Origin of the sequence: Microbacterium murale (assembly GCF_030815955.1) — a bacterium.
GTDB lineage: Bacteria > Actinomycetota > Actinomycetes > Actinomycetales > Microbacteriaceae > Microbacterium > Microbacterium murale_A.
Genome location: NZ_JAUSXK010000001.1, coordinates 325,605 through 347,277, shown reverse-complemented (window position 1 = coordinate 347,277; position 21,673 = coordinate 325,605). Strand labels below are relative to the sequence as shown.

The following is a 21,673-nucleotide window of genomic DNA, read 5'->3' as shown; positions in this document are numbered from 1 at the left end:
ACAGGGCCAGAGTAACAATGACTGACATCGACTGGGACGAACTGCGCCAGGTCGCCACCGACGCCATGCACAAGGCATACGCCCCGTACTCGCGGTACAAGGTGGGGGCGGCCGCTCTCGTCGACGACGGTCGGATCGTGGCCGGATGCAACGTGGAGAACGCCTCGTACGGGGTGACCCTGTGCGCCGAGTGCGCGCTGGTGGGCGACCTGCACATGTCCGGCGGCGGACGCCTCGTGGCGTTCGTATGCGTCAACAACGACGGGCAGACCATCATGCCGTGCGGGCGGTGCCGCCAGCTGCTGTTCGAGCACTCCATGCCCGAGATGCTGCTGGAGACCGTGTCGGGCATCCGCACGATCGATGAGGTGCTGCCCGATGCATTCGGGCCGCGTGACCTGGAGGATGTCCGATGAGCTCAGCGACGCAGCAGAATAACAACATGGAGCCGTTCGACGCGATCGACGTGATCCGCGCCAAGCGCGATGGCGGAGTCGTACCGGAGGCCGCCCTGCGCTGGATGGTGGACGCGTATACGCGCGGCTATGTCTCCGATGCGCAGATGGCGTCGTTCGCGATGGCGGTGTTCCAGCGCGGCATGCAACGCGATGAGATCCGTGTGCTCACGGACGCGATGATCGCGTCCGGGGAGCGGATGAGCTTCGCCTCCCTCGGGAAGAAGACCGTCGACAAGCACTCCACAGGTGGCGTCGGTGACAAGATCACCTTGCCGCTCGCCCCCCTGGTCGCGGTGTTCGGCGTCGCGGTGCCGCAGCTCAGCGGACGCGGACTGGGGCACACCGGAGGCACGCTCGACAAGCTCGAGTCGATCCCTGGCTGGCGCGCCGCACTCAGCAACGAGGAGATGTTCGCACAGATGCAGGGCGATGTCGGTGCAGTGATCTGCGCCGCCGGTTCCGGCCTCGCCCCCGCCGACAAGAAGCTCTATGCGCTGCGCGATGTCACCGGCACCGTCGAGGCGATTCCCCTGATCGCGTCGAGCATCATGTCGAAGAAGATCGCGGAGGGCACCGACGCGCTCGTACTGGACGTCAAGTTCGGCTCCGGCGCGTTCATGCAGGACATCGATCGTGCCCGTGAACTCGCACAGACCATGGTCGCGCTCGGCACCGACTCCGGCGTCGCCACCACCGCACTACTGACCGACATGAACGTGCCACTCGGTCTCGCGATCGGCAACGCCAACGAGGTCCGTGAGTCTGTCGAGATCCTCGCCGGTGGTGGCCCCGCCGACGTGCGTGAGCTCACCGTCGCCCTGGCGCGTGAGATGCTCGCGCTCGCCGGTCTCCCGGATGCCGACGTCGAGGCTGCGCTGGACGATGGTCGTGCGATGGACAGCTGGCAGGCGATGATCCGCGCGCAGGACGGCGATCCGGATGCTGCGCTGCCGACCGCGCGTGAGACGCATGTCGTCACCGCTCCGGCCGACGGCGTCGTGACGCGCATGGAGGCGCTGCCGGTCGGCATCTCGGCATGGCGGCTCGGGGCGGGACGCGCCCGCGCCGAGGACCAGGTCGTGCATGCGGCGGGCATCGACCTGCACGCCAAGCCCGGTGACCGTGTGGCGGCGGGGCAGCCGCTGTTCACGCTCTCGGCAGAGGACGAGGCGCGCTTCCCTCGCGCTCTCGAAGCGCTCGAAGGCGCGTGGTCGATCGGCGACACCACGCCCGAGACCGGGCCGCTCGTCCGCGAGCGCATCACCGCGTAGGCTGGAGGCGCCTCGGGCGAGTTCGTCGAGGCGCCGCCGTCGAGAGGACACCCATTCCATGTCGATCGCTGCCGACGGTGACAAGGAGCTGCAGGGAATCTCACTGCGCTCACTGCCGAAGATCTCACTGCACGACCATCTCGACGGCGCTGTGCGCCCGGCGACGATCATCGAACTGGCAGAGGATGCGGGCCTGGCGCTGCCGGCGTCCGACGCGCAGGCGCTCGGTGAATGGTTCGCGGCGCAGAGCGACTCCGGATCGCTGGTGAACTACCTGAAGACGTTCGAACTCACGGTCGGTGTGATGCAGACGGCCGATGGCCTCACCCGCATCGCGCGCGAGTTCGTGGAGGATCTCGCGGATGACGGCGTGATCTACGGGGAAGTGCGCTGGGCGCCAGAGCAGCACCTCGCAGGCGGCCTGTCGCTCGACGAAGCAGTCGAGGCGGTGCAGCAGGGCATCGAAGACGGCGAGGACGCCGTGGACCACTCCGGGCGCAGCATCCGCGTCGGCCAGATCCTCAGCGCGATGCGTCAGAGCGATCGTTCCCTCGAGATCGCCGAGCTTGCGCTCGACAACCGCGAGGCCGGCGTCGTCGGTTTCGATATCGCGGGCCCGGAAGACGGCCACCCCGCATCCGATCACAGTGAGGCGTTCGATCTGCTCGCCGAGAACTTCTTCCCCGTCACCGTCCATGCGGGTGAGGCCGCTGGGCTCGCGTCGATCCGCAGCGCGCTGATCGACGGCCGTGCTCTTCGCCTGGGGCATGGTGTGCGCATCGTCAGCGATCTCGACGTCATCGAGCGAGACGGTGACGAGGTCCAGGTCAAGTTCGGCGATCTCGCACGGTGGGTGCGCGATCGGGAGATCCCTCTCGAACTCTCGCCGTCGTCGAACGTGCACACCGGGGCGATCGAGGCCTGGGGTACCGAACTCGCGGATCATCCGTTCGATCTGCTGTATCAGCTGGGCTTCTCCGTGACGGTGAACGTCGACAACCGCACCATGAGCCGAACGTCTCTGACCCGTGAGCTCGCCCTGCTCGTCGATGCCTTCGGCTACGACCTGGATGACCTGGAGGCCTTCCAGTTCAACGCGGCATCAGCGGCCTTCCTCCCAGTGGAGGAGCGCGAGGAGCTCGTCGAGATGATCGCCGACGGGTTCCGGAACGACTGACGGGACGCCGTCCAACCATGACCGCCCCTGCCGTCTTCATCGTCGGTCCGGCATCCTGGAATTCCATCGTCGTGCTCGACCGGCTGCCTGAGCCTGTACCGCACATGCAGTTCGCCCAGGAGAGCTGGGAGACGGTTGGTGGGACCAGCGCGGGCAAGGCGCTCAGCCTCGCCGCGCTGGGCACGCCTGCTCTGCTGTATGCGCTCGTCGGCGATGATGAGCCGGGTCGGCGGATCAGCGCTGCGCTGGCTGCGGCCGGAGTCGAGGCACGATGGGGGGCGAGTGCGACCACCGAGCGGCACCTCAATCTGATGACGCGTGCCGGCGAACGCGTCTCGCTGTACCTGTCCACGCCGTCTGAGCAGACCGGCGCGATCGCCGACGATCTGCGGTCGGCGATGTCGGATGCCGAGGTCATAGTGCTCGATCTCGCGGCAGAGCCCCTGCGGCTGCTGCCGCTCGCGCAGGCGAGCGGCAGGCCGGTGTGGGTGGACGTGCACGACTACGACGGCGAGGCGGAGTATCACCGGCCGTTCCTCGCCGCGGCTGACGGGGTGTTCTGCAACGCCGACAAACTGACCGATCCGGTCGGGTTCCTGCGCTCACGTGTCGCGTCGGGGGCGTCCTTCGCGGTATGCACGCTCGGTGCAGAAGGCGCGGTGGCTGTGGACGCCGACGGCGAGACGCATCGGGTGGATGCCGTGCCGGTCGACGTCGTCGACACGAACGGCGCGGGCGACGCGTTCTTCGCCGGCGTGCTGGCTGCCCGGCTGGAGGGTGCGACACTGCCGGTGTCGTTGTCCGCCGGCGCAGACTCGGCCGCGAAGGCCCTCGGCAGCAGACACCTGCATCCGCTGCTTGACACCGTCCTTTGACGTCGACGGATTGTCACCGCGTGACTCAGCCTGACGAATCGACCTCGTCTGCGAACGCACCGACGAGCTCTGCGAGCTGGGCGATCATGTCCTCGTCGGAGATCGTGGGTGTTCCGTCACCCGCCTGAGGCCCGTACGCCCCGAACGAGGAGTGAGATGCCCCCTCGATCTCCACGAGCTCGGCGTCCTCCGGCAGCAGATGCCTGGCATCCGCGATCTCCTCAGGCGTCGACAGACCGTCCTCGCTGCCGGCGATGCTCAGCACCGGCAGGTCCGTATCGCTCAGATCTGTCGCGCAGTACGACGCGAACAGCACAAGTGCATCAGCATCCGTCGCGAGTTGGCAGGCGCGGACGCCGCCCAGAGAATGGCCGCCGGCCATCCACAGATCGATGTCGGGCACGAGAGAGGTGAAGGCGTCGAGCGGACGCAGATCGAAGAACGCGAGATTCAACCACGGCTTGGTGATGACGACGGTGATGTCGTCTTCCGCTGCCAGATCCTGCAGCGTCGCGGCATACGCCCAAGGATCCACCTTGGCACCGGGGATGAAGACGAGACCGATGTCGGAGGAGCCGCCTGCGGGGGAGAGGACGATTCCCGCCGCGTCATCCGTGATCGTGACGTCGGGGTTCGCGCGTACGGCAGCAAGAGGCTCGGCTTCGGCCTCGCTGACGCCGATCTGGCTCCAGGCGATCGTCCCCCCGATGACGAGGAGGACGACGACGAGGACACTCCATCCGACCCTGGCCAGGATTCTCCGGCGTCGCTTCTTCTGCACACAGTCAGCGTAACCGCGACTTCATCCGGCCCGCTCCAGTGCCTCACGCTCGCGGCGCACGGCTGAGCGGTACGCGTGGTTGTTGACGTAGTAGGCCATGCGATCGAGGCCGAGGTAGCGGTAACCGCCGGTGACGTCCGGCCATGGGCTGCCGGTCACCCTCTCGCGGAATCGTTCGGCGCTCTCCGGAGCTCGTTCGGAGGCCGCGAGATAGCTCGCCAAGAGTTTTGCCTGCTCGAAACGCCCCTGCCATCCGATGCCAGACGCCTCGATCATGCCCATCATGTACAGACCGTTGAACGTCGCAGGGAACATGTTGAGGAAGAGCCGCGGGGACGAGCCGCGCCACTGCAGGTGCTCCCGGTCGACGAACGGATAGTCCAGGCGGTATCCCGTCGCGAGCATCACGAGGTCGTAGTCGCCGCTCGACCCGTCGCGGAACCGGACGGTGCGACCGTCGAACCGTTCGACGTCGGCGCGCACGCGCAGATCACCCTGCCCGAGGTGGTTCAGCACCATGGTGTTCACGATCGGGTGCGACTCGTAGATGCGGTAGTCGGGCGTCGGGAAACCGAACCGCACCGGATCCCCGGTGAACGCCTTCAGCACACGGGAGTCCACTGCCTGTTTGATGCGTGCAGGAAGAGGCCTTCCCTGATTGAGCGTGTCGCTGGGCCTGCCGAACAGGTAGCGCGGCACGAAGTAGTAGCCGCGGCGCACGCTCAGGTCGACGGATGCCGCGTGATGGACGCCATCCACGGCGATGTCGCAGCCGGAGTTCCCGGCTCCCACGATGAGTAGGCGTCTGCCGTCCAGCTGAGCCGCGCTCTTATATGCACTCGTGTGCATGAGTTCTCCGGTGAACTCTCCGACGAATGACGGCATGTTCGGCTCCGCGAGAGTGCCGTTCGCGATCACGACGCCCGCATACCAGCGCGTGCCCGTGCCGTCCGGCCCCTCGTACGCGATATCCCATCCGCCATCACGCGGTTCGAGCCGGGTGACTCGAGTGTCGAAGCGGAACAGCGACGTGAGTCCGAACCGATCAGCGTACGACCGGAAGTAGTCGCGCAGCACTCGGTGGCTCGGGTAATCGACGTCGCTGGCCATCGGGAACTCGGAGAACTCGGTCGTCGTGCGAGATGAGATCAAGTGCGCGGACTCATACATCGTGCTGCGCGGGTTGGTGATGTCCCAGAGGCCCCCGACCCCGTGGGAAGCCTCGTAACCCTCGACTTCGATGCCCCGCATCTGCAGTGCTCGCGCGATGGCCAGGCCTGACGGGCCTGCGCCGATGACGGCGTATCTGCTCATGGTGCTCCCCGCACGACGGTGTGCTCGATCTGTCGCCCCCCCGGCTCGATCGTAGCGGCATCGCCGTGCGGGAAGTCGTCAGAGCGTGCGCAGCTCCTCTTGACGTGCGGCGAACACCTGGTGCACTGCGTCGAAGAGCGGATGCTCCGGCTCCAGCCCGGTGACGGTCGCGGTGAGTACGTCGGCGTCCTCGGTGCGCAGCATCCGCTGCAGTTCCACGGACTGCTCGTCCGTGTCGTCGTCGAATGCGATGGCGGCGGCGACGGCCGCGACGAGCGCGGAGGTGGTGAGTCCTCGCTCCGCGGCCTGGACGGCTGGGCCGACGAAGCGCTCGTTGCGGGAGAGCTTGCGCAGCGGCTGGCGGCCGACGCGCTGCACGGTGTCGACGAGCTCCGGGTTGCGGAAGCGCTCGAGGATCGTGGCGCGGTACTCGGCGAGATCGGCGGGATCGAGCCCGTGCACGGCGCTGAGCACTGCGGACGTCTCCTCCAGCGCAGCACCGACGCGTGCCGCGACCGAAGGATCGGCGAGCGCTTCCGATATCCGCACATGACCGGCCTGCGCGCCGAAGTACGCTGTCGCGGCGTGGCCCGTGTTCACGGTGAACAGTTTGCGTTCGATGTACGGGGCGAGGTCATCGACGAAATGGGCGCCCGGGATGCGCGGCAGGTCTCCACCGAACGGGCCGGACTCGATCGCCCACTCGAAATACGGCTCCACGGTCACATCGACGCCGCCGCCCTCAGGCTGCGCGGGCACGATGCGGTCGACGGCCGTGTTCGCGAACACCGCGCGATCGGCCGCAGACGGGTCTAGCTTCTCGATCTCGGCGCGCAGCTGATCCGTGGCACCGATCGCGTTCTCGCACGCCATGATCTTCAAGGCCGCGAGATCGGGGGAGCGCCGCTTCAGACCTTCGACGATCGCGGGCGCGATGAACCGCAGCACGGTCGGTCCGACGGCGCACGTCACGACGTCGGCGGTCGCGACCTCATCGGCGACGGCATCCGGGTCGGTCTTGCTGTTCACCGCACGGTAGCCGGTGACCACTCGATCGACGCCGCCGGGGCCGGCTTCATGGACCGTGTAGGCGTCCGTGGCATTGATCGCGTCGACCAGCGCACCCGCGACGTCGGAGAAGACGATCTCGTAACCGCCCTCGTGCAGCAGCAGTCCTACGAATCCGCGCCCGATGTTACCCGCACCGAAATGGACGGCCTTCATCCTTCGTTCACCGCCGACAGCAGTGCGTAAAGCTCGTCCGGCGTCTTGGCGGCGTTGAGCTTTGCGACGTCGTCCTCCTCGGAGAACAGGATGGCGATCTGGGAGAGGATCTCGAGGTGTTCGTCGCCGCGGCCCGCGATGCCGACGACGAACGTGGCCTGATCGCCGGCCCAGTCCACGCCGCCGTCGTAGCGGACCACGGACAGGCCGGAGTCGAGGATGGTCTCCTTCGTCTCGTTCGTGCCGTGCGGGATCGCGAGGCCGTTGCCCATGAAGGTCGACACGGTCTCCTCACGCTGACGCATCGCGTCCACGTAGGCGGGTGTGACGGCGCCTGCCGCCACGAGGATGTCGGTCGCCTCCTGCAGCGCCTCATCCTGAGTCGCTGAGCCGGAGTGGATGCGAACCTGTCCGATTGACAGAACGGCCATGATTTCTCCTTCTTTCGATGTGGGGCGGATGCGAGCGGCATCCGCCCCACCGGGTCGATTACTCGCCGGATTCCTTCTGCTTGCGCACCATCTCGACGACCTCTTCATACTTCGGGGAGTTCATGAAGTTGTCCACCGAGACATGGATCGAGTTCGGGGACTTGCCCTGCGCGCGATCGGTCAGCTGCTGTTGAGTGATCACCAGATCGGCGGTGCCGTCGAGGTTCGCGATGGCCTGGTTCGTGACCTTGATGTCCTCGATACCCGCCTTCTTCAGCTTGTTGCGAAGCACACTCGCGCCCATCGCAGATGACCCCATGCCGGCGTCGCAGGCGAACACGATGTTCTGGATCGGCGTGGTCGCGACTGCCGTCGCCGCAGCGTCGCCCCCAGCCTCAGCGCCAGCGCCCGCGGCGGCCGCGCCGCCGCCCGCTGCGGACGCCGCGAGATTCGACAGGTGCTCGGACTTCTTGCCCTTGTTCGCCTCGGTCTGCGCGATAGCCGCGCCGAACGCGTCGCCTTCAGCGGCCAGGTCGCGCTTGCGAGACGCCCGCAGGATCACCCCGGTGATCAGGAACGTCACGGCGGCGGCGATGACGACAGACAGGTAGACGACCAGCAGGTTCCCCACACCGCCGCCGACTGCGGCCGCGGTCACCGCGATGATGCTTCCAGGGGCAGCGGGGAAGCCCAGTCCGCCGCCGAGAAGCATGTTGGTGGTGACGCCCGCAGCTCCACCGGCGATCAGCGCGAGAATCGTGGTCGGCTTGCTCAGCGCGTACGGGAAGTAGATCTCGTGGATGCCACCGAAGAACTGGATGATCGCCGCTCCCGGTGCGGAGGCCTTGGCAGCGCCGACGCCGAAGAATGTGAACGCGAGCAGCAGTCCGAGGCCGGGGCCAGGGTTGGCCTCGATGAGGAACAGGATGGACTTGCCGTTCTCGGCCGCCTGTTCGATGCCGAGTGGCGTGAACACGCCGTGGTTGATGGCGTTGTTCAGGAACAGCACCTTGGCGGGCTCGACGATGATCGAAACGAGCGGCAGAAGCTGCAACTGCACGAGCCAGTCGACGGCGGTTCCGAGCACGGTGCTGATGCCGAGCATCACCGGACCGAACGCGAAGAAGCCGGCGATGGCGAGGATCATGCCGAGGATGCCGGCGGAGAAGTTGTTCACCAGCATCTCGAACCCTGGCCGGATCTTGCCGTCCCAGATCCTGTCCATCTGCTTGGTGATCCATGCCGCGAGCGGTCCCATGATCATCGCACCGAGGAACATCGGGATGTTGGTGCCGACGATGACGCCCATCGTGGCGATCGTCGCGACGACGCCGCCGCGTTCGGCGTAGACCATGCGGCCGGCCGTGTTCGCGATGAGCAACGGCAGCAGGTACGTCACCATCGGGCCTACAAGGCCGACGTAGGCGAGGATGTTGCCGCCATCGCCCTCGGCCAGCGCTGACATCGCACCCGGCCAATTGATGAGCGCGGAGTCGCCGCCGCCGCCGATGATCTCGGCGACCGGGGCCCAGTGCCATCCGAACGGGCTGTCCGCGCCGAAGAAACCGGCGGGTATGAACAGCATCGTGATGAAGCCCCAGGCGATGAAGGCCGCGATGTTCGGCATGATCATTCCGGAGAGGAACGTGCCGAGTCTCTGCACGCCCACCCTGAGCCCGCTCTGCTTCGGAGCGGCTGTTGACGTCGTCGTCATGATGTCGTCTCTTTCTGATGTGAAGGGAGGGTCGCCGCGGCTTCAGCCACTGCGTTGCGGGCACTCGCGGCATCATCTGCCGCCAGAGCCACTTCGGCGAGGTGCTTCGCCTCGTCGAGGGTGCGCTCGGAGAGCGCGAGGCGTACGTCGGCCAGCGCCGCCGACGCCATGGAGAGGCTCGTGGCTCCGAGCCCCACCAGCACCACCGCCAGCAATGGATCAGCGGCGGACTCGCCGCAGACGCCGACCGGCTTTCCCAGACGGGCGCCGGCAGCACCGACCTCGCCGACCAGGCGCAGCACTGCAGGGTGCCACGGGTCCTGGAAGCCTGCGACGGACCCGAGCATGCGGTCGGCGGCCATCGTGTACTGGGTGAGGTCGTTCGTGCCGATGGACGCGAAGTCCGTGTGCGCGAGCACCCGGTCGGCCAGCAGCGCGGCGGCGGGGATCTCCACCATCACCCCTGCTGTCTTCACTCCGTACTCACGGGCCAGAGCGGTGAAGTACTTCGTCTCCTCGACGGTGGCCACCATGGGCGCCATGACCCACAGGTCGGCGTCTGTCAGGGCATCTGCCTCCGCGAGCGCCGTGAGCTGTTCCCGGAGGATGTCCTCGCTGGCGCGCAGCGAGCGCAGTCCCCGAAGACCCAGCGCGGGATTCTCCTCATGCGCGTCGTTGAGGAATGCGAGCGGCTTGTCGGCGCCGGCATCCAGCATCCGCACCACGACCTTCTTGCCGCTGAAGGCCGCGAGCAACTCGCGATACGACTCGCGCTGCTCGGCCACGGTGGGCGCCTGCGCCGAAGACAGGAACAGGAACTCGGTGCGGAACAGACCGACGCCTTCGGCGCCGCGCGCCACGGCATCCGCGGCATCCGCAGGCTTCCCGAGGTTCGCCAGCAGGGCGATGGCCGTACCGTCCGCGAGAGCCCCGGGAGTCGGTGGCGCACTCTCGGCGGCATCGCGTGCAGCAGCCCGCTGGGCCGCCCGGTCGAGCTGCTCCGCCGACGGATCAGTCGTGACGGTGCCGGCAGCAGCATCCACGATCACCATGGTCCCGGTTGCCAGTGTCGTGGCCTCCGTCGCGCCGACGATGGCGACGATGCCCTTCTCCCTGGCGAGGATCGCGGTGTGGGACGTGGGTCCGCCGTCGGTGGTGACCAGTGCCAGCACCTGCTCGAGGTCGAGCAGCGCCGTGTCCGCGGGTGCCAGATCGCGTGCGACGAGCACGAAGGGATGTCCTGGGTCCGGCACACCGGGGGCATCGAGGCCCCTGAGGTGCGCGAGGACGCGCTGCGCGATGTCGTCCAGATCAGCGGCACGCTCTCCGAGGTAGCCGCCGACCGCCTCCAGCGTCGCACGGAAACCGGCGAAGGCGTCGTGCACGGCCCATTCGGCCGTGCTGCCGTCGTCGATGCGGGAATCGACCTCGTCCTGAAGGGTGGGGTCCTCGGCGATCATCGCCTGGGCCTCGAGCACCTCTTGCGCTGATCCTCCTGCGGTCTCAGCGCGCTGCTGCAGCTCCGCGGCGACTGCCGCGACGGCTTCGCGGGCACGGGTGCGCTCGGCATCGGGACCGACCGCGCTGGGGGTGTTCTCCGGCGCCGGCAACGCCTCGGCCATTCGGACGACCGGACCTTGTCCGACGCCGCGGCCGATACCGACACCTCGCAGCTCGGTCATCCGGCCGCCTCCTGATCGTGGTCGGTGGTCAACAGCTCGGTGAGCGTGTCGAGCACGCCCTCGGCGCCGTCCCCGTCGGCGGAAAGCGTGACGTAGTCGCCGTGCTCGACGGCGAGTGCGATGACGCCGAGGATGCTCGCGGCGTTGACCGGCTTTCCGGAGTCCTTCGCGATGGTCACCGGGATGCCGGCGTCCTTCGCTGCCTGTGCGAAGAGCTTCGCCGGCCTGGCATGCAGTCCATGGGAGGATCCGATGCGGACGGTGCGTGAGATCGCGGTCATGATGTTCCTTTCGCAGTGGGCGGGGAGTCGGAGAGCGTCTTCAGGGCGACGTCAAGGGTTCTGGTTCCGTCGCGATCGCTGAAGACGTCGTCGGGGAGCACGGCGACGGGGCCGCGTGCGGCGGCGCGGATCGCGTCGAGGCGATCCGCGAGGTGCGGGCCGACGAGCACGAGGTCCGCGAAGGCGGTGGGGATCGTCTGCTCGGTGCCGGCGGCGGTGTCCCAGTCGAGGCCGGCGGCGGATGCCGCGCGCCGAAGTCGCTGTGCGACGAAGGTGCTGGACGCTCCCGCGCCGCACACCACCAGGATCCTCATCGATGCCACCTCTTCCTCCTCTCCATTCTGGGAAGTCGCTGTGAGCGGCGCCACCAGGTTCCTTTCCGCCCCTGCGGAACATTCCGCTCCCGCCCGCTGGCACAGCACTACTGGCATCATGGGAGCATGTCGCGTCAGCGCCAGGATCAGCTCCTGCAGGCCCTCCTCCGGCAGGACGACTGGGCGACGGCGGCGAGCCTCGCAGACCTGTTCGGTGTGACGCCGCGCAGCGTCCGCTCCTACGTCGCCGCTCTCAACACCCGCGCGGCCGGCGGTGATGCCGTCGAGTCCGGGCCTGCCGGATACCGGGCCGGTGCCGGGGCGCACGCCGCTCTGCGCTCGCGCTCGACGGGGGAGTCCGCCCCGCGTGACCGCCTGCACACGGTGGTGCGCATGCTGCTGGACGAATCCGGCGGCATCGACGTGTACGCCACGGCGGAACGGCTGCACGTCAGTGAGGCCACGCTGGAGGCCGACCTCGCGCGCGTACGCGGCCTGCTCGATGGCACGGACCTCCGATTGGAACGCGAGCGTGAGATCGTCCGACTGCGGGGGACCGAGATCGCGCAGCGCCGGCTGCTGAGCCGCCTCGCGCACGATGAGATGGATGCCGGGTCCTTCCACCCGGAGAGCATCCGACGGGCACTCACCGGCAGCGCCGTCGCCGCCCACGCCGTGGCGCCGTTCAAGACCGCGCTGGTTCGTGAGCTGGGTGCGCTCGGCTACTACGTCAACGAGCTCGCGATCTCCGATGTGCTGCTGCACATCGCGATAGCCGCCGACCGGGTGTCGGCCGGTCGTGCGCTCGAGACCCCGCAACCTGGCGCCTCCGAGGAGATCTCGAGACTGGGCGGCGTGATCACGGAGCTCGCTGCGGAACACTTCGGCGTGGCAATGGGGGGAGGCGACAGCGCGCACCTCGCGACACTGGTGCTCACCAGGGCGATCGCGCCGGGTCAGAGTTCAGGGGACGGCGCAGCTCGTAGCGGCGTCGATCAGGGCGTCGAGGCCGCTGTCCGCGCCGAGATCGTCCAGGCGGCGGCGGACTATCAGGTCGATCTGGTCGATGAGGCCTTCATCCTCCGACTGGCACTGCACGTGCAGAATCTGCTGCGCCGCGCAGAGGAGCGGGCATGGACCCGCAATCCGCTCACACGGTCGCTGAAGTCGTCGTACCCCATGATCTTCGAAGTGGCGGTCTCCATCGCGAGCGGTCTGCACGACCGGCTGGGAGCGCCCATCCACGACGATGAGATCGCATACATCGCGATGCACATCGGCGGACGGCTGGAGCGCAGCCGCAAGGCCGAGTCGATTCTCACCGCGACGATCGTCTGCCCCGGTTACTACGAGCTGCATGAGCTGCTGCGCTCGAGTGTCGACCGTTCTCTGGGCTCATCGGTCGAGGTCACCAGCGTGGTCACGAGTGTCGATCCGGATTGGGCGGCGATCGACACCGACCTGGTGCTGAGCACGATCGAGCCCGGCGCGACGGGGGACCGCTACGTGCGCATCCAGCCGTTCCTCACCGATGCCGACGTCGAGCGCGTGTCGCAGGCCGCGGCGCGCATGCGCCGAGGTCGCCGCCTCACCCGCCTGCGTGAGGAGCTGTCGCGCTATTTCGTCGCGGACGCGTTCGTCAGGCCGCTGCCGGACGAGGGCGAGGACGCCGTCATCGGCCGCCTCGGCGGCCTGCTCGTCGATGCCGGACTCATCGGCGACGATTACGTCGAGAACACGATCGTCAGGGAGCGGATGTCGTCGACCGCCTTCACGGATGCACTGGCAGTACCGCATGCGCTGCAGATGACCGCGCGACGCACCGCTATTGCGATAGGGGTGGCGGACGGATCCGTGGCGTGGGGCGAAGGACGAGTGCAGGTCGTCGCGCTCGCCGCCTTCAGCGAAAGCGATCGGGCGGCGTTCCAGACCGTCTTCGAGCAATTGGTCGAGGTGTTCAGCGAACGCGAGAGCGTGCAGCGCATCGTACGTCGAGGTACGACGTTCGAGGCGTTCCTGGATGAGCTCGTCGCGGTCATCGACGGCTGAGCTTCAGTCGCGTCTGGCGAGCACCTCGACCATGGCGTCCAGCACGCTCCCGGCTTCCGCGGATTCCGGTGTGGACAGCGCGACCTCATCACCCTGCGCAAGGGCGAGGTCCATCACTGCCAGTACGCTGCTGAGATCCACCTCCGCACCCCCCGCCGTGCGCAGGCTGATCGAGTCCTGGTGGGACTGCGCGAGACGCACGAGCTCGGCGACGGGACGGGCGTGCACTCCATTGTGCGCGCGGATGATCACATGTCGGGTCGGCATCAGGAGCGTTCGTCCAGGAGCTCCTGCACGCCCGTCTCGAGGTCGGCGACCGCGCGGCGGGCGCTCTCTGCCGAATCGGCCTGTGCGTCGATGTACACCTTGAGCTTCGGCTCTGTGCCGCTCGGGCGCACGATCACGCGTGAGCCGTCGGAAAGGCTGTAGCGCAGCACGTCGCCGGCGGGCTGCCCGGGGGCGGCCTGCAGCAGATCCTCGGCCGATCGCACTGTCTTCTCGCCGATTCGCGTCGGCGGCAGCGTGCGCAGTGCAAGCATGATCTTGTCGATGATCGCGAGATCGTCGACCCGCACCGACACCTGTCCGCTCGCGAAGTGGCCGTACACGTCGCCGAGCTCGGCGACCAGCGTCGCGAGCGAATCGCCGCGCTCGTGCGCCTCGGCGGCGAGACCGAGCACGGCGATGGCGGCAGAGATCCCGTCCTTGTCGCGCACCGTCTCCGGGTTGACCAGGTATCCGAGTGCCTCCTCGAAGCCGAACACCATGCCTGGCGCGCGCGAGATCCATTTGAAACCGGTCAGCGTCTCGTGGAAGTCCAGCCCGTGGTGAGCGGCGATCGCGCCGAGGCCGGGGGAGGAGACCAGCGAGCACGCCAGCGACGCGCCCGGCGTGCCTTCCGCTCCTCGTGCCGCGCGAGCGCCCAGCAGCAGTCCCACCTCGTTGCCGCTGAGGCGGCGCCATCCGCCCTCGACCGAGTCATCCGGGATCGCCACGGCCAGGCGATCGGCGTCGGGATCGTTGGCGATGATGAAATCGGCGCGGGTACGCGTTGCCGCGGCGAACGCGAGATCCATCGCCCCTGGTTCCTCGGGGTTCGGGAACGACACCGTGGGGAATCTCGGATCCGGGCTCAGCTGCTCCTTCACGGTCTTCGGCTGAGGATAGCCCGCAGTACGGAGAATGCGGGAGAACGTTTCCCAGCCCACTCCGTGCATCGCGGTGTAGACCCAGCTGAGGCTCTTCGCCGATTCCGGGGCGGGAGCGACAGCAGCCGTCGCGCGGATGTAGGCGGAGAGGACCTCTTCGTCCGCCGTCTCGTACGCGGTCGATCGTGGCAGGCTGGAGATGTCGCCGGAATCGGCCACGTGCGAGATATGGGATGCGATCTCCGCGTCCGCCGGAGCCACGATCTGCGACCCGGCATCCGCACCGCCGAGGTACACCTTGTAGCCGTTGTCATCCGGCGGATTGTGGCTGGCGGTGACCATGACACCGGCATCCGCCCCGAAGTGGCGCACAGCGAACGCCAGCACCGGCGTAGGAAGCAGCCGAGGCAGCAATATCGTGCGAAGACCAGCGCCGGCGAACAGCTCGGCCGAGTCGAGAGCGAATCGTCGGGAATTGCGGCGGCCGTCATAACCGACCACGACTGTGGGAGCGCTGCCGCGCACGTGCTCCCGCAGATACGCCGCGAAGCCGGCCGCGGCCTGAGCGATCAGCACGCGGTTCATCCGGTTGCTGCCCGCACCGAGCGCACCGCGGAGACCTGCGGTGCCGAAGGCGAGGCGGGTGCCGAAGCGATCGTCAAGATCTGCGATCGCCGGGCCATCACCCGATGCCGCGCGCGTGATGATGCCGGCGAGCTCATCTCGGGTCGCCGCATCCGGATCCTGCCGCAGCCATGCGCGTGCCTGGGCCAGCCGCGCCTCGACCTGCTCGTTCACAGCGCCTCCACCACTCGTGCGAGCAGCGCCGAGATCACCGGCTCGGCCTCGCGGCCCGCCTCGATGACCTCAGCGTGGCTGAGCGGAGTCTTCTGGATGCCGGCGGCCAGGTTCGTGATCAGGGAGAAGCCGAGGACCTCCATGCCCGCTTCCCGGGCGGCGATGGCCTCGAGCGCCGTCGACATCCCGACGATGTGCCCGCCGATGACCTTCGCCATCTGCACTTCGGCCGGCGTCTCATAGTGCGGTCCGCGGAACTGCGTGTAGACGCCCTCATCCAGCGACGGGTCGACGGTGCGCGCGACGTCACGCAGCCGCGTCGAATACAGGTCGGTGAGGTCGACGAAGTTCGCGCCCTCCAGCGGGGAGTCGGCCGTCAGGTTGATGTGGTCGCTGATGAGCACGGGCTGGCCGGGCTTCCATGTCTCGCGGATGCCGCCGGCGCCGTTGGTGAGCACCATGATCCTCGCCCCCGCAGCTGCTGCGGTGCGCACGCTGTGCACGACACGACGGACACCGTGGTCCTCGTAATAGTGCGTACGGGCGCCGATGACGAGAACATGCTTGCCGCTGGGCGTGCGGATGCTGCGCAGGGTGCCGACGTGCCCCTCGAGGGCCGGCTTGGAGAATCCGGTGACCTCGGTCGCCGGGATCGTGGCGATGGTCTCGCCGAGCAGGTCGGCGGCTTTGCCCCATCCGCTTCCGAGAGTGAGGGCGATGTCGTGCTTCTCGATGCCGCTGATCCGCGCGATGTCCGCAGCAGCGAGGGCAGCGACCGCGAACGGGTCGGCGTTCGGGTCGTCGAGAGGGTTGTCATGAATGTCGGTCATGGATCCACTCTAAGGAGTGGTGACGGTGACACACCCAGGATTGCGGAAGAATGGGAGTCATGTCCTCCACTCCTTTCGAGCGCACTCAGCGCGTCGCCGTCCTCGGCGGCGGTCCCGGCGGTTACGAAGCGGCGCTCGCCGCGGCCCAGCTCGGCGCTGAGGTGACACTCGTCGAACGCGTCGGCGTCGGGGGCTCGGCTGTGCTCACCGACGTCGTGCCGTCGAAGAGCCTGATCGCCACGGCGGACGCCGCGGTCGCGATCTCCGAGGCGAGCGACCTCGGCGTGCAGTTCTACGCCAAGGGTGGGAACGGCAAGCCGCTCAAGCCCGAGATCGCGATCAACCTCGCCGCGGTCAACAAGCGTCTGCTGGCCCTGGCGGGGCAGCAATCCGAAGACATGCGAGAGACGCTGCTCGAGGCCGGCGTCCGCATCCTCTCCGGTCATGGGCGGCTCGAAGGGCCGAACGCGATCGTGGTCGCCACGGGTCCCGGCGGCACCGACTTCGATCGCGTCGAGGCCGACACCATCATCGTGTCGGTCGGCGCATCGCCGCGCGAGCTCGACAGTGCGAAGCCCGATGGCAAGCGCATCCTGACCTGGACGCAGCTGTACGACATGAAGGCGCTGCCCGAGCACCTCATCGTCGTCGGCTCCGGTGTCACGGGTGCGGAGTTCGCATCGGCGTACATGAATCTCGGCGCGAAGGTGACGCTCGTCTCCAGCCGCGACCAGGTGCTGCCCGGCGAGGACCAGGACGCTGCGCGAGTTCTGGAGAAGGTCTTCAAACGCGGCGGAATGACCGTGCTGTCCAAGTCGCGCGCCGACAAGGTGGAGCGTACGGAGACGGGCGTTCTGGTGACGCTGTCGGACGGCCGAACGGTCGAGGGCAGCCACTGCCTGATGGCGGTCGGCTCGATACCGAACACCGCGGGAATCGGACTGGAGGAGGCCGGCGTCGAACTCACCGAGTCGGGTCATGTCCGCGTGAACCGAGTCGCCCGTGCCTCCGTACCGAACATCTACGCCGTTGGGGACTGCACGAACTTCATGCCGCTCGCATCCGTCGCCTCCATGCAGGGGCGCACGGCGGTGTTCCACGCGCTGGGCGATATCGTCATCCCGCTCGAGAAGATCAAGGTCACCTCGAACATCTTCACCGCTCCGGAGATCGCCACGGTCGGCTGGGGTGAGAAGGACGTCGAAGACGGCGTCGCCGATGGTCTGGTCTACAAGTTGCCGCTCGCCGCCAATCCGCGCGCGAAGATGATGGGCATCAAGGACGGCTTCGTCAAGATCATCGCCCGTAAGGGTTCTGGCACGGTCATCGGCGGTGTGATCGTGGCGCCCAAGGCATCCGAACTGATCTATCCGATCGCCGTTGCCGTCGAGCGTCGCCTCACGGTCGACCAGGTCTCCCGCGTGTTCGCCGCGTACCCGTCACTGTCCTCGAGCATCACGGATGCGTCCCGCGCGATGCACCTCGTGAACATCAGCTGACACCGGTTCTGCTGCCGAGACCCCGTCTTCGCACCGAGACCCCATGCTGTGTGCGTCGGCAGCATGGGGTCTCGGTGACAGAGTGGGGTCTCGCGGTTCTAGGAGATCAGCAGCAGCTGATGGCCGGATGAGACCGTGGCCCCGGCGGCCGCATTGATGCTGCCGATCACGCCGTCCTTGTGCGCCTGCAGAGGCTGTTCCATCTTCATCGCCTCGAGCACGACGACCAGATCGCCCTTGACGACGTGCTGCCCTTCTTCGACGGCGATCTTCACGACCGTGGCCTGCATGGGCGACTTCACGGCGTCACCCGAGGCGCCGGCCGAGACAGAGGTGGCGTGGCTGCGCCTCGACGGCGGCACTGCGGCAGGGCGGCCGGAGACGCCGGAGGATCCGGTGACTCGATCGGGCAGGCTCACTTCGAGGCGCTTGCCCGCGACTTCGACGACCACGGTGTGGCGGCTCTCTGCGGCCGACGGGGCCTCCAGTTCGCCATCCCAGGCGGGGATGTCGTTGTCGAACTCGGTTTCGATCCAGCGGGTGAAGATGCCGAAGTCGCCGTTCTCCGCAGTGAAGGCAGCGTCGCGCACCACCTTGCGGTGGAAGGGGAGCACGGTCGGAAGGCCGGCGACCTCGAACTCGTCCAGGGCACGACGGGCGCGTTCGAGCGCCTCAGGGCGGTCACGGCCTGTGACGATGATCTTGGCGAGCAGCGAGTCGAATGCGCCCGAGACGGCGTCGCCGGCCGTGACACCGGAATCGAGACGGATGCCTGGCCCACCGAACGTCTTGAAGACGTGGATCGGGCCGGGCTGGGGAAGAAAGCCCCGACCCGGGTCTTCGCCGTTGATGCGGAATTCGAAGGAGTGCCCCGAGGGCTGCGGGTCATCGTAGTCGATCAGCCCGCCTGCGGCGATGCGGAACTGCTCGCGCACCAGGTCGATTCCGGTGACCTCTTCGGAGACCGGGTGCTCCACCTGCAGGCGCGTGTTCACTTCGAGGAAGGAAACGGTGCCGTCGGCACCGATGAGGAACTCGCACGTACCGGCGCCGACGTAACCGACCTCTTTGAGGATCGCCTTCGACGCGGAATACAGCAGGTTGTTCTGCTCCTCAGTGAGGAATGGCGCCGGGGCCTCCTCGACAAGCTTCTGGTGGCGGCGCTGCAGCGAGCAGTCGCGCGTCGAGATGACGACGACGTTGCCCGCAGCATCCGCGAGGCACTGCGTCTCGACATGCCGAGGCTTGTCGAGGTACTTCTCGACGAAGCACTCACCACGCCCGAAGGCAGCCACTGCTTCGCGGGTGGCGGACTCGAACAGCTCCGCGACCTCGTCGAGCTCCCGGGCGACTTTGAGCCCGCGCCCGCCGCCGCCGTAGGCCGCCTTGATCGCGATCGGCAGGCCGTGCTCTTTGGCGAACGCCACGACCTCGTCGGCTGTCTCGACAGGACCAGGTGTGCCGGGGGCCAGCGGCGCGCCGACCTTCTCGGCGACGTGGCGTGCGGTCACCTTGTCCCCGAGTGATTCGATCGCTTCGGGAGACGGGCCGATCCAGATCATGCCGGCGCCGATCACGGCACGGGCGAATTCGGCGTTTTCGGCGAGGAAGCCGTAGCCGGGGTGCACGGCGTCGGCGCCTGCGCGGCGCGCGACGGAGAGGATCTTGTCGATCTGCAGATACGTCGTGGCGCTGGTGTCTCCGTCGAGGGAGTACGCCTCGTCCGCAAGACGGGTGTGCAGAGCATCCCGATCCTGGTCGGCGTAGACGGCGACGGAGCCGATCCCGGAGTCACGTGCGGCGCGGATGATGCGTACGGCGATCTCGCCGCGGTTCGCGATGAGGACCTTGGCGATAGCAGGCATGAATGTCAGCCTAGCGAGATCGACGTCGATATTTTTGACGACCCTCAACAAGAAACTCGTAAGAACGTGGCGGGATCTCTACGACCACAGGTCGGTCCACGTGACCCCCAGCTCGGTGACCAGCCGACGGATCATGGAGAGGGACATGCCGACGACGGTCGACGGATCGCCGTCCACGCGGGAGATGAACGCACCGCCGAGGCTGTCGACGGTGAACGCACCGGCCACATGCAGCGGCTCGCCGGTCGCGACGTAGGCAGATATCTCATCGTCTGTGATGTCGTCGGCGAAGGTGACGGATGCCTCGGCGATCGCCGTGGCTTCCCGCGGCACCGCGCCGGGCTCGAGCCTGAACACCGAGTGTCCGGAGTGCAGGATGCCGGTCGTCCCGCGCATCTCGTGCCACCGCCGGGTCGCCTCCTCGGCTGTATGGGGTTTGCCGTACACGCGACCGTTGAGCTCGAACATCGAGTCTCCACCGATCACGAGACCGTCGAAGTCGGGATCGGATGCCGCGAGCCGGTGCGCCACGTCCGCGGCTTTGGCCCGCGCGAGCAGCAGCACGAGCTCTGCGGGTGGGAGGTCCGAGCCTCGCTCCTCCGCGGCCTGGGCCGCGATGGCATCCTCGTCGGTCTGGGGGGCACGCGTGAGCGGTTCGATTCCCGCCTGGCGCAGCAGCATGAGTCGAGCGGGAGAGGTTGAAGCCAGGCAGATGCGCATGTCCATCACCGTATCCTGGAGGGATGACTTCCTCTGCGGGCCAAACGCTCGACCTCGACATCACCGGCATCGCGCACGGTGGCACCTTCATCGCCCGTCACGAAGGTCGCGTGGTGTTCGTCTCGGACGCGATTCCCGGGGAGCGGGTGCGTGCACGTGTGACCGACGGCGCGAAATCGTCGTTCTGGCGCGCAGAGACACTCGAGGTTCTCGAGGAATCGCCGCATCGTCGTCCGCACGTGTGGAAGGAAGCCGACATCTCGCGCGACCCGGCCGACAGAGCAGGCGGCGCAGACCTCGGGCACATCGACCTCGCGCATCAGCGCACCCTCAAGCGTCAGGTGCTCACCGAGGCGCTCGACAAGTTCGCCGGTTCCGGTCTTGAAGCGCCCGAGATCACCCCGATCGATGACGGCGATGGCACGGGATGGCGCACGCGCGTCTCGTTGCACGTCGATGCCGATGGCGTGGTCGGACCGTTCGCCGCTCGCAGTCATCGCGTCATCCCGGTGCAGTCGTATCCGCTCGCCCGTCGCCGCGTGGCGGCCGAGGCGCTCTCGCTGAAGAACGCCAAGCCCGGCCGCATCGATCTCGTCCAGTCCGCGGACGGCAGCGTCCACGTCCTCCGGCGTCCGGAGCGCGGCAGACGGCCGGCACCGGAGATCATCAAGGAGCAGGTCGGTGAGCGCACGTTCCGCGTGGACGCGGACGGATTCTGGCAGGTGCACGCGCGCGCGGCCGACACGCTCGACACGGCGGTGCGCTCGCTCCTGGAGGGACGGATCGACCCGGCGAAGACGCATCTCGACCTTTACGGCGGGGTCGGACTGTTCGCTGCGTCTCTCGCCGAACTCGGAGCGACCGATCTCGTCACAGTGGAATCGAGCAGTCGCGCGACGGAGCACGCGAAGCACAACCTCGATCCGTTCGACGTCGCCGCCGTCACCGATCGCGTCGATCGCTATCTGGCCGGACTCCCATCGGGAACGCAGGCGGGTGCCGTGGTGCTGGATCCGCCTCGTGCCGGCGCCGGACGCGCCGTCGTCGAGGGCGTTCATGCGCTGAGCCCCGACGCGATCGTCTACGTCGCCTGCGACCCTGTGGCTCTGGCCCGCGACCTCGGCACGTTCCGTGATCTCGGGTGGAATGTCGACTCTCTGCAGGGCTACGACCTGTTCCCGCACTCGCATCATTTCGAGGTCATCGCCCTGCTCAGTCGGTGACTTCTCAGCAGATCGATAG

General features: G+C 67.6%; 20 protein-coding genes. 7 read left to right on the top strand and 13 right to left on the bottom strand.

Going from position 1 to position 21,673, the window contains the following annotated elements; all coding sequences use genetic code 11:
* Positions 1-17: 17 nt before the first annotated feature.
* The 4 genes from QFZ46_RS01765 to QFZ46_RS01750 are packed head-to-tail and all read left to right on the top strand — an operon-like array spanning position 18 to position 3,781.
* Positions 18-416: a cytidine deaminase gene (locus tag QFZ46_RS01765; RefSeq protein WP_033106831.1), complete on the top strand. Its 399-nt coding sequence runs from the start codon at positions 18-20 to the stop codon at positions 414-416.
* Positions 413-1,729 (top strand): thymidine phosphorylase, encoded by a 1,317-nt coding sequence (locus QFZ46_RS01760; protein WP_307357696.1) that lies wholly within the window; start codon positions 413-415, stop codon positions 1,727-1,729. Before QFZ46_RS01765 ends, QFZ46_RS01760 begins: the two co-directional genes overlap by 4 nt.
* Positions 1,730-1,787: 58 nt before the next feature.
* Positions 1,788-2,906, top strand: a complete 1,119-nt coding sequence (locus QFZ46_RS01755; RefSeq protein ID WP_307357694.1) for an adenosine deaminase — start codon at positions 1,788-1,790, stop codon at positions 2,904-2,906.
* Between the two features lie 17 nt (positions 2,907-2,923).
* A complete protein-coding gene (locus tag QFZ46_RS01750; protein ID WP_307357692.1) occupies positions 2,924-3,781 on the top strand; it encodes a carbohydrate kinase family protein in 858 nt (285 codons plus the stop codon).
* A 25-nt stretch (positions 3,782-3,806) separates the two neighbouring features.
* On the opposite strand, the gene QFZ46_RS01745 is transcribed toward QFZ46_RS01750, so the two are convergent.
* The 8 genes from QFZ46_RS01745 to QFZ46_RS01710 all read right to left on the bottom strand — a co-directional run bounded on the left by QFZ46_RS01745 (position 3,807) and on the right by QFZ46_RS01710 (position 11,522).
* On the bottom strand, positions 3,807-4,562 hold the full coding sequence (locus QFZ46_RS01745; RefSeq protein ID WP_307357690.1) for an alpha/beta hydrolase: 756 nt from the start codon (positions 4,560-4,562) through the stop codon (positions 3,807-3,809).
* A gap of 21 nt (positions 4,563-4,583) precedes the next feature.
* Positions 4,584-5,876, bottom strand: coding sequence for a flavin-containing monooxygenase (locus QFZ46_RS01740; RefSeq protein WP_307357689.1), 1,293 nt, complete (start codon positions 5,874-5,876; stop codon positions 4,584-4,586).
* Between the two features lie 78 nt (positions 5,877-5,954).
* A complete protein-coding gene (locus QFZ46_RS01735) occupies positions 5,955-7,100 on the bottom strand; it encodes a mannitol-1-phosphate 5-dehydrogenase (RefSeq protein WP_307357688.1) in 1,146 nt (381 codons plus the stop codon).
* The gene (locus QFZ46_RS01730) at positions 7,097-7,531 is read right to left on the bottom strand and encodes a PTS sugar transporter subunit IIA (protein WP_307357687.1); all 435 of its coding nucleotides are present in this window, start codon (positions 7,529-7,531) and stop codon (positions 7,097-7,099) included. Before QFZ46_RS01730 ends, QFZ46_RS01735 begins: the two co-directional genes overlap by 4 nt.
* Before the next feature lie 58 nt (positions 7,532-7,589).
* Positions 7,590-9,245, bottom strand: a complete 1,656-nt coding sequence (locus QFZ46_RS01725; protein ID WP_307357685.1) for a PTS mannitol transporter subunit IICB — start codon at positions 9,243-9,245, stop codon at positions 7,590-7,592.
* Positions 9,242-10,927, bottom strand: coding sequence for a phosphoenolpyruvate--protein phosphotransferase (gene ptsP / locus QFZ46_RS01720; RefSeq protein ID WP_307357683.1), 1,686 nt, complete (start codon positions 10,925-10,927; stop codon positions 9,242-9,244). Before ptsP ends, QFZ46_RS01725 begins: the two co-directional genes overlap by 4 nt.
* Positions 10,924-11,208 (bottom strand): HPr family phosphocarrier protein, encoded by a 285-nt coding sequence (locus QFZ46_RS01715; RefSeq protein ID WP_307357681.1) that lies wholly within the window; start codon positions 11,206-11,208, stop codon positions 10,924-10,926. The genes ptsP and QFZ46_RS01715 overlap by 4 nt, the downstream gene beginning before the upstream one ends.
* Positions 11,205-11,522 carry a PTS sugar transporter subunit IIB gene (locus tag QFZ46_RS01710; RefSeq protein WP_307357680.1) on the bottom strand — a complete coding sequence of 106 codons (318 nt, stop codon included), beginning with the start codon at positions 11,520-11,522 and terminating at the stop codon, positions 11,205-11,207. The genes QFZ46_RS01715 and QFZ46_RS01710 overlap by 4 nt, the downstream gene beginning before the upstream one ends.
* Positions 11,523-11,648: 126 nt before the next feature.
* Here QFZ46_RS01710 and QFZ46_RS01705 point away from each other — a divergent pair, with 126 nt between their 5' ends.
* Entirely contained in the window at positions 11,649-13,571 is a 1,923-nt protein-coding gene (locus tag QFZ46_RS01705; protein ID WP_307357678.1) for a BglG family transcription antiterminator, read from the top strand.
* 3 nt (positions 13,572-13,574) lie between these two features.
* Here QFZ46_RS01705 and QFZ46_RS01700 read toward each other — a convergent pair whose 3' ends face one another.
* Genes QFZ46_RS01700 through QFZ46_RS01690 form a run of 3 tightly spaced genes read right to left on the bottom strand, consistent with a single transcriptional unit; the run spans position 13,575 to position 16,347 of the window.
* Complete coding sequence (locus tag QFZ46_RS01700) at positions 13,575-13,838, bottom strand: HPr family phosphocarrier protein (protein ID WP_307357676.1); 264 nt, start codon at positions 13,836-13,838, stop codon at positions 13,575-13,577.
* Positions 13,838-15,517: a phospho-sugar mutase gene (locus QFZ46_RS01695; protein ID WP_307357674.1), complete on the bottom strand. Its 1,680-nt coding sequence runs from the start codon at positions 15,515-15,517 to the stop codon at positions 13,838-13,840. The genes QFZ46_RS01700 and QFZ46_RS01695 overlap by 1 nt, the downstream gene beginning before the upstream one ends.
* Positions 15,514-16,347: a purine-nucleoside phosphorylase gene (locus QFZ46_RS01690; protein WP_307357672.1), complete on the bottom strand. Its 834-nt coding sequence runs from the start codon at positions 16,345-16,347 to the stop codon at positions 15,514-15,516. Before QFZ46_RS01690 ends, QFZ46_RS01695 begins: the two co-directional genes overlap by 4 nt.
* A 50-nt stretch (positions 16,348-16,397) precedes the next feature.
* Here QFZ46_RS01690 and QFZ46_RS01685 point away from each other — a divergent pair, with 50 nt between their 5' ends.
* The gene (locus tag QFZ46_RS01685; protein ID WP_307357670.1) at positions 16,398-17,846 is read left to right on the top strand and encodes an NAD(P)H-quinone dehydrogenase; all 1,449 of its coding nucleotides are present in this window, start codon (positions 16,398-16,400) and stop codon (positions 17,844-17,846) included.
* 98 nt (positions 17,847-17,944) lie between these two features.
* Here QFZ46_RS01685 and QFZ46_RS01680 read toward each other — a convergent pair whose 3' ends face one another.
* On the bottom strand, positions 17,945-19,711 hold the full coding sequence (locus QFZ46_RS01680; protein WP_307357668.1) for an acetyl/propionyl/methylcrotonyl-CoA carboxylase subunit alpha: 1,767 nt from the start codon (positions 19,709-19,711) through the stop codon (positions 17,945-17,947).
* A 78-nt stretch (positions 19,712-19,789) separates the two neighbouring features.
* Positions 19,790-20,431, bottom strand: a complete 642-nt coding sequence (locus QFZ46_RS01675; RefSeq protein WP_307364460.1) for a Maf family protein — start codon at positions 20,429-20,431, stop codon at positions 19,790-19,792.
* Positions 20,432-20,454: 23 nt separating this feature from the next.
* On the opposite strand from QFZ46_RS01675, the gene QFZ46_RS01670 reads away from it, so the two are divergent.
* Complete coding sequence (locus tag QFZ46_RS01670) at positions 20,455-21,654, top strand: class I SAM-dependent RNA methyltransferase (RefSeq protein ID WP_307357666.1); 1,200 nt, start codon at positions 20,455-20,457, stop codon at positions 21,652-21,654.
* The last annotated feature ends 19 nt before the right edge of the window (positions 21,655-21,673 follow it).

What these genes read in the sequence shown, in the direction of transcription:
- QFZ46_RS01765 (WP_033106831.1), top strand. Translation starts at nt 18, where the DNA reads ATGACTGACATCGACTGGGACGAACTGCGCCAGGTCGCCACCGACGCC.
- QFZ46_RS01760 (WP_307357696.1), top strand. Translation starts at nt 413, where the DNA reads ATGAGCTCAGCGACGCAGCAGAATAACAACATGGAGCCGTTCGACGCG.
- QFZ46_RS01755 (WP_307357694.1), top strand. Translation starts at nt 1,788, where the DNA reads ATGTCGATCGCTGCCGACGGTGACAAGGAGCTGCAGGGAATCTCACTG.
- QFZ46_RS01750 (WP_307357692.1), top strand. Translation starts at nt 2,924, where the DNA reads ATGACCGCCCCTGCCGTCTTCATCGTCGGTCCGGCATCCTGGAATTCC.
- QFZ46_RS01740 (WP_307357689.1), bottom strand. Translation starts at nt 5,876, where the DNA reads ATGAGCAGATACGCCGTCATCGGCGCAGGCCCGTCAGGCCTGGCCATC.
- QFZ46_RS01735 (WP_307357688.1), bottom strand. Translation starts at nt 7,100, where the DNA reads ATGAAGGCCGTCCATTTCGGTGCGGGTAACATCGGGCGCGGATTCGTA.
- QFZ46_RS01730 (WP_307357687.1), bottom strand. Translation starts at nt 7,531, where the DNA reads ATGGCCGTTCTGTCAATCGGACAGGTTCGCATCCACTCCGGCTCAGCG.
- QFZ46_RS01725 (WP_307357685.1), bottom strand. Translation starts at nt 9,245, where the DNA reads ATGACGACGACGTCAACAGCCGCTCCGAAGCAGAGCGGGCTCAGGGTG.
- ptsP (WP_307357683.1), bottom strand. Translation starts at nt 10,927, where the DNA reads ATGACCGAGCTGCGAGGTGTCGGTATCGGCCGCGGCGTCGGACAAGGT.
- QFZ46_RS01715 (WP_307357681.1), bottom strand. Translation starts at nt 11,208, where the DNA reads ATGACCGCGATCTCACGCACCGTCCGCATCGGATCCTCCCATGGACTG.
- QFZ46_RS01710 (WP_307357680.1), bottom strand. Translation starts at nt 11,522, where the DNA reads ATGAGGATCCTGGTGGTGTGCGGCGCGGGAGCGTCCAGCACCTTCGTC.
- QFZ46_RS01705 (WP_307357678.1), top strand. Translation starts at nt 11,649, where the DNA reads ATGTCGCGTCAGCGCCAGGATCAGCTCCTGCAGGCCCTCCTCCGGCAG.
- QFZ46_RS01700 (WP_307357676.1), bottom strand. Translation starts at nt 13,838, where the DNA reads ATGCCGACCCGACATGTGATCATCCGCGCGCACAATGGAGTGCACGCC.
- QFZ46_RS01690 (WP_307357672.1), bottom strand. Translation starts at nt 16,347, where the DNA reads ATGACCGACATTCATGACAACCCTCTCGACGACCCGAACGCCGACCCG.
- QFZ46_RS01685 (WP_307357670.1), top strand. Translation starts at nt 16,398, where the DNA reads ATGGGAGTCATGTCCTCCACTCCTTTCGAGCGCACTCAGCGCGTCGCC.
- QFZ46_RS01680 (WP_307357668.1), bottom strand. Translation starts at nt 19,711, where the DNA reads ATGCCTGCTATCGCCAAGGTCCTCATCGCGAACCGCGGCGAGATCGCC.
- QFZ46_RS01675 (WP_307364460.1), bottom strand. Translation starts at nt 20,431, where the DNA reads ATGCGCATCTGCCTGGCTTCAACCTCTCCCGCTCGACTCATGCTGCTG.
- QFZ46_RS01670 (WP_307357666.1), top strand. Translation starts at nt 20,455, where the DNA reads ATGACTTCCTCTGCGGGCCAAACGCTCGACCTCGACATCACCGGCATC.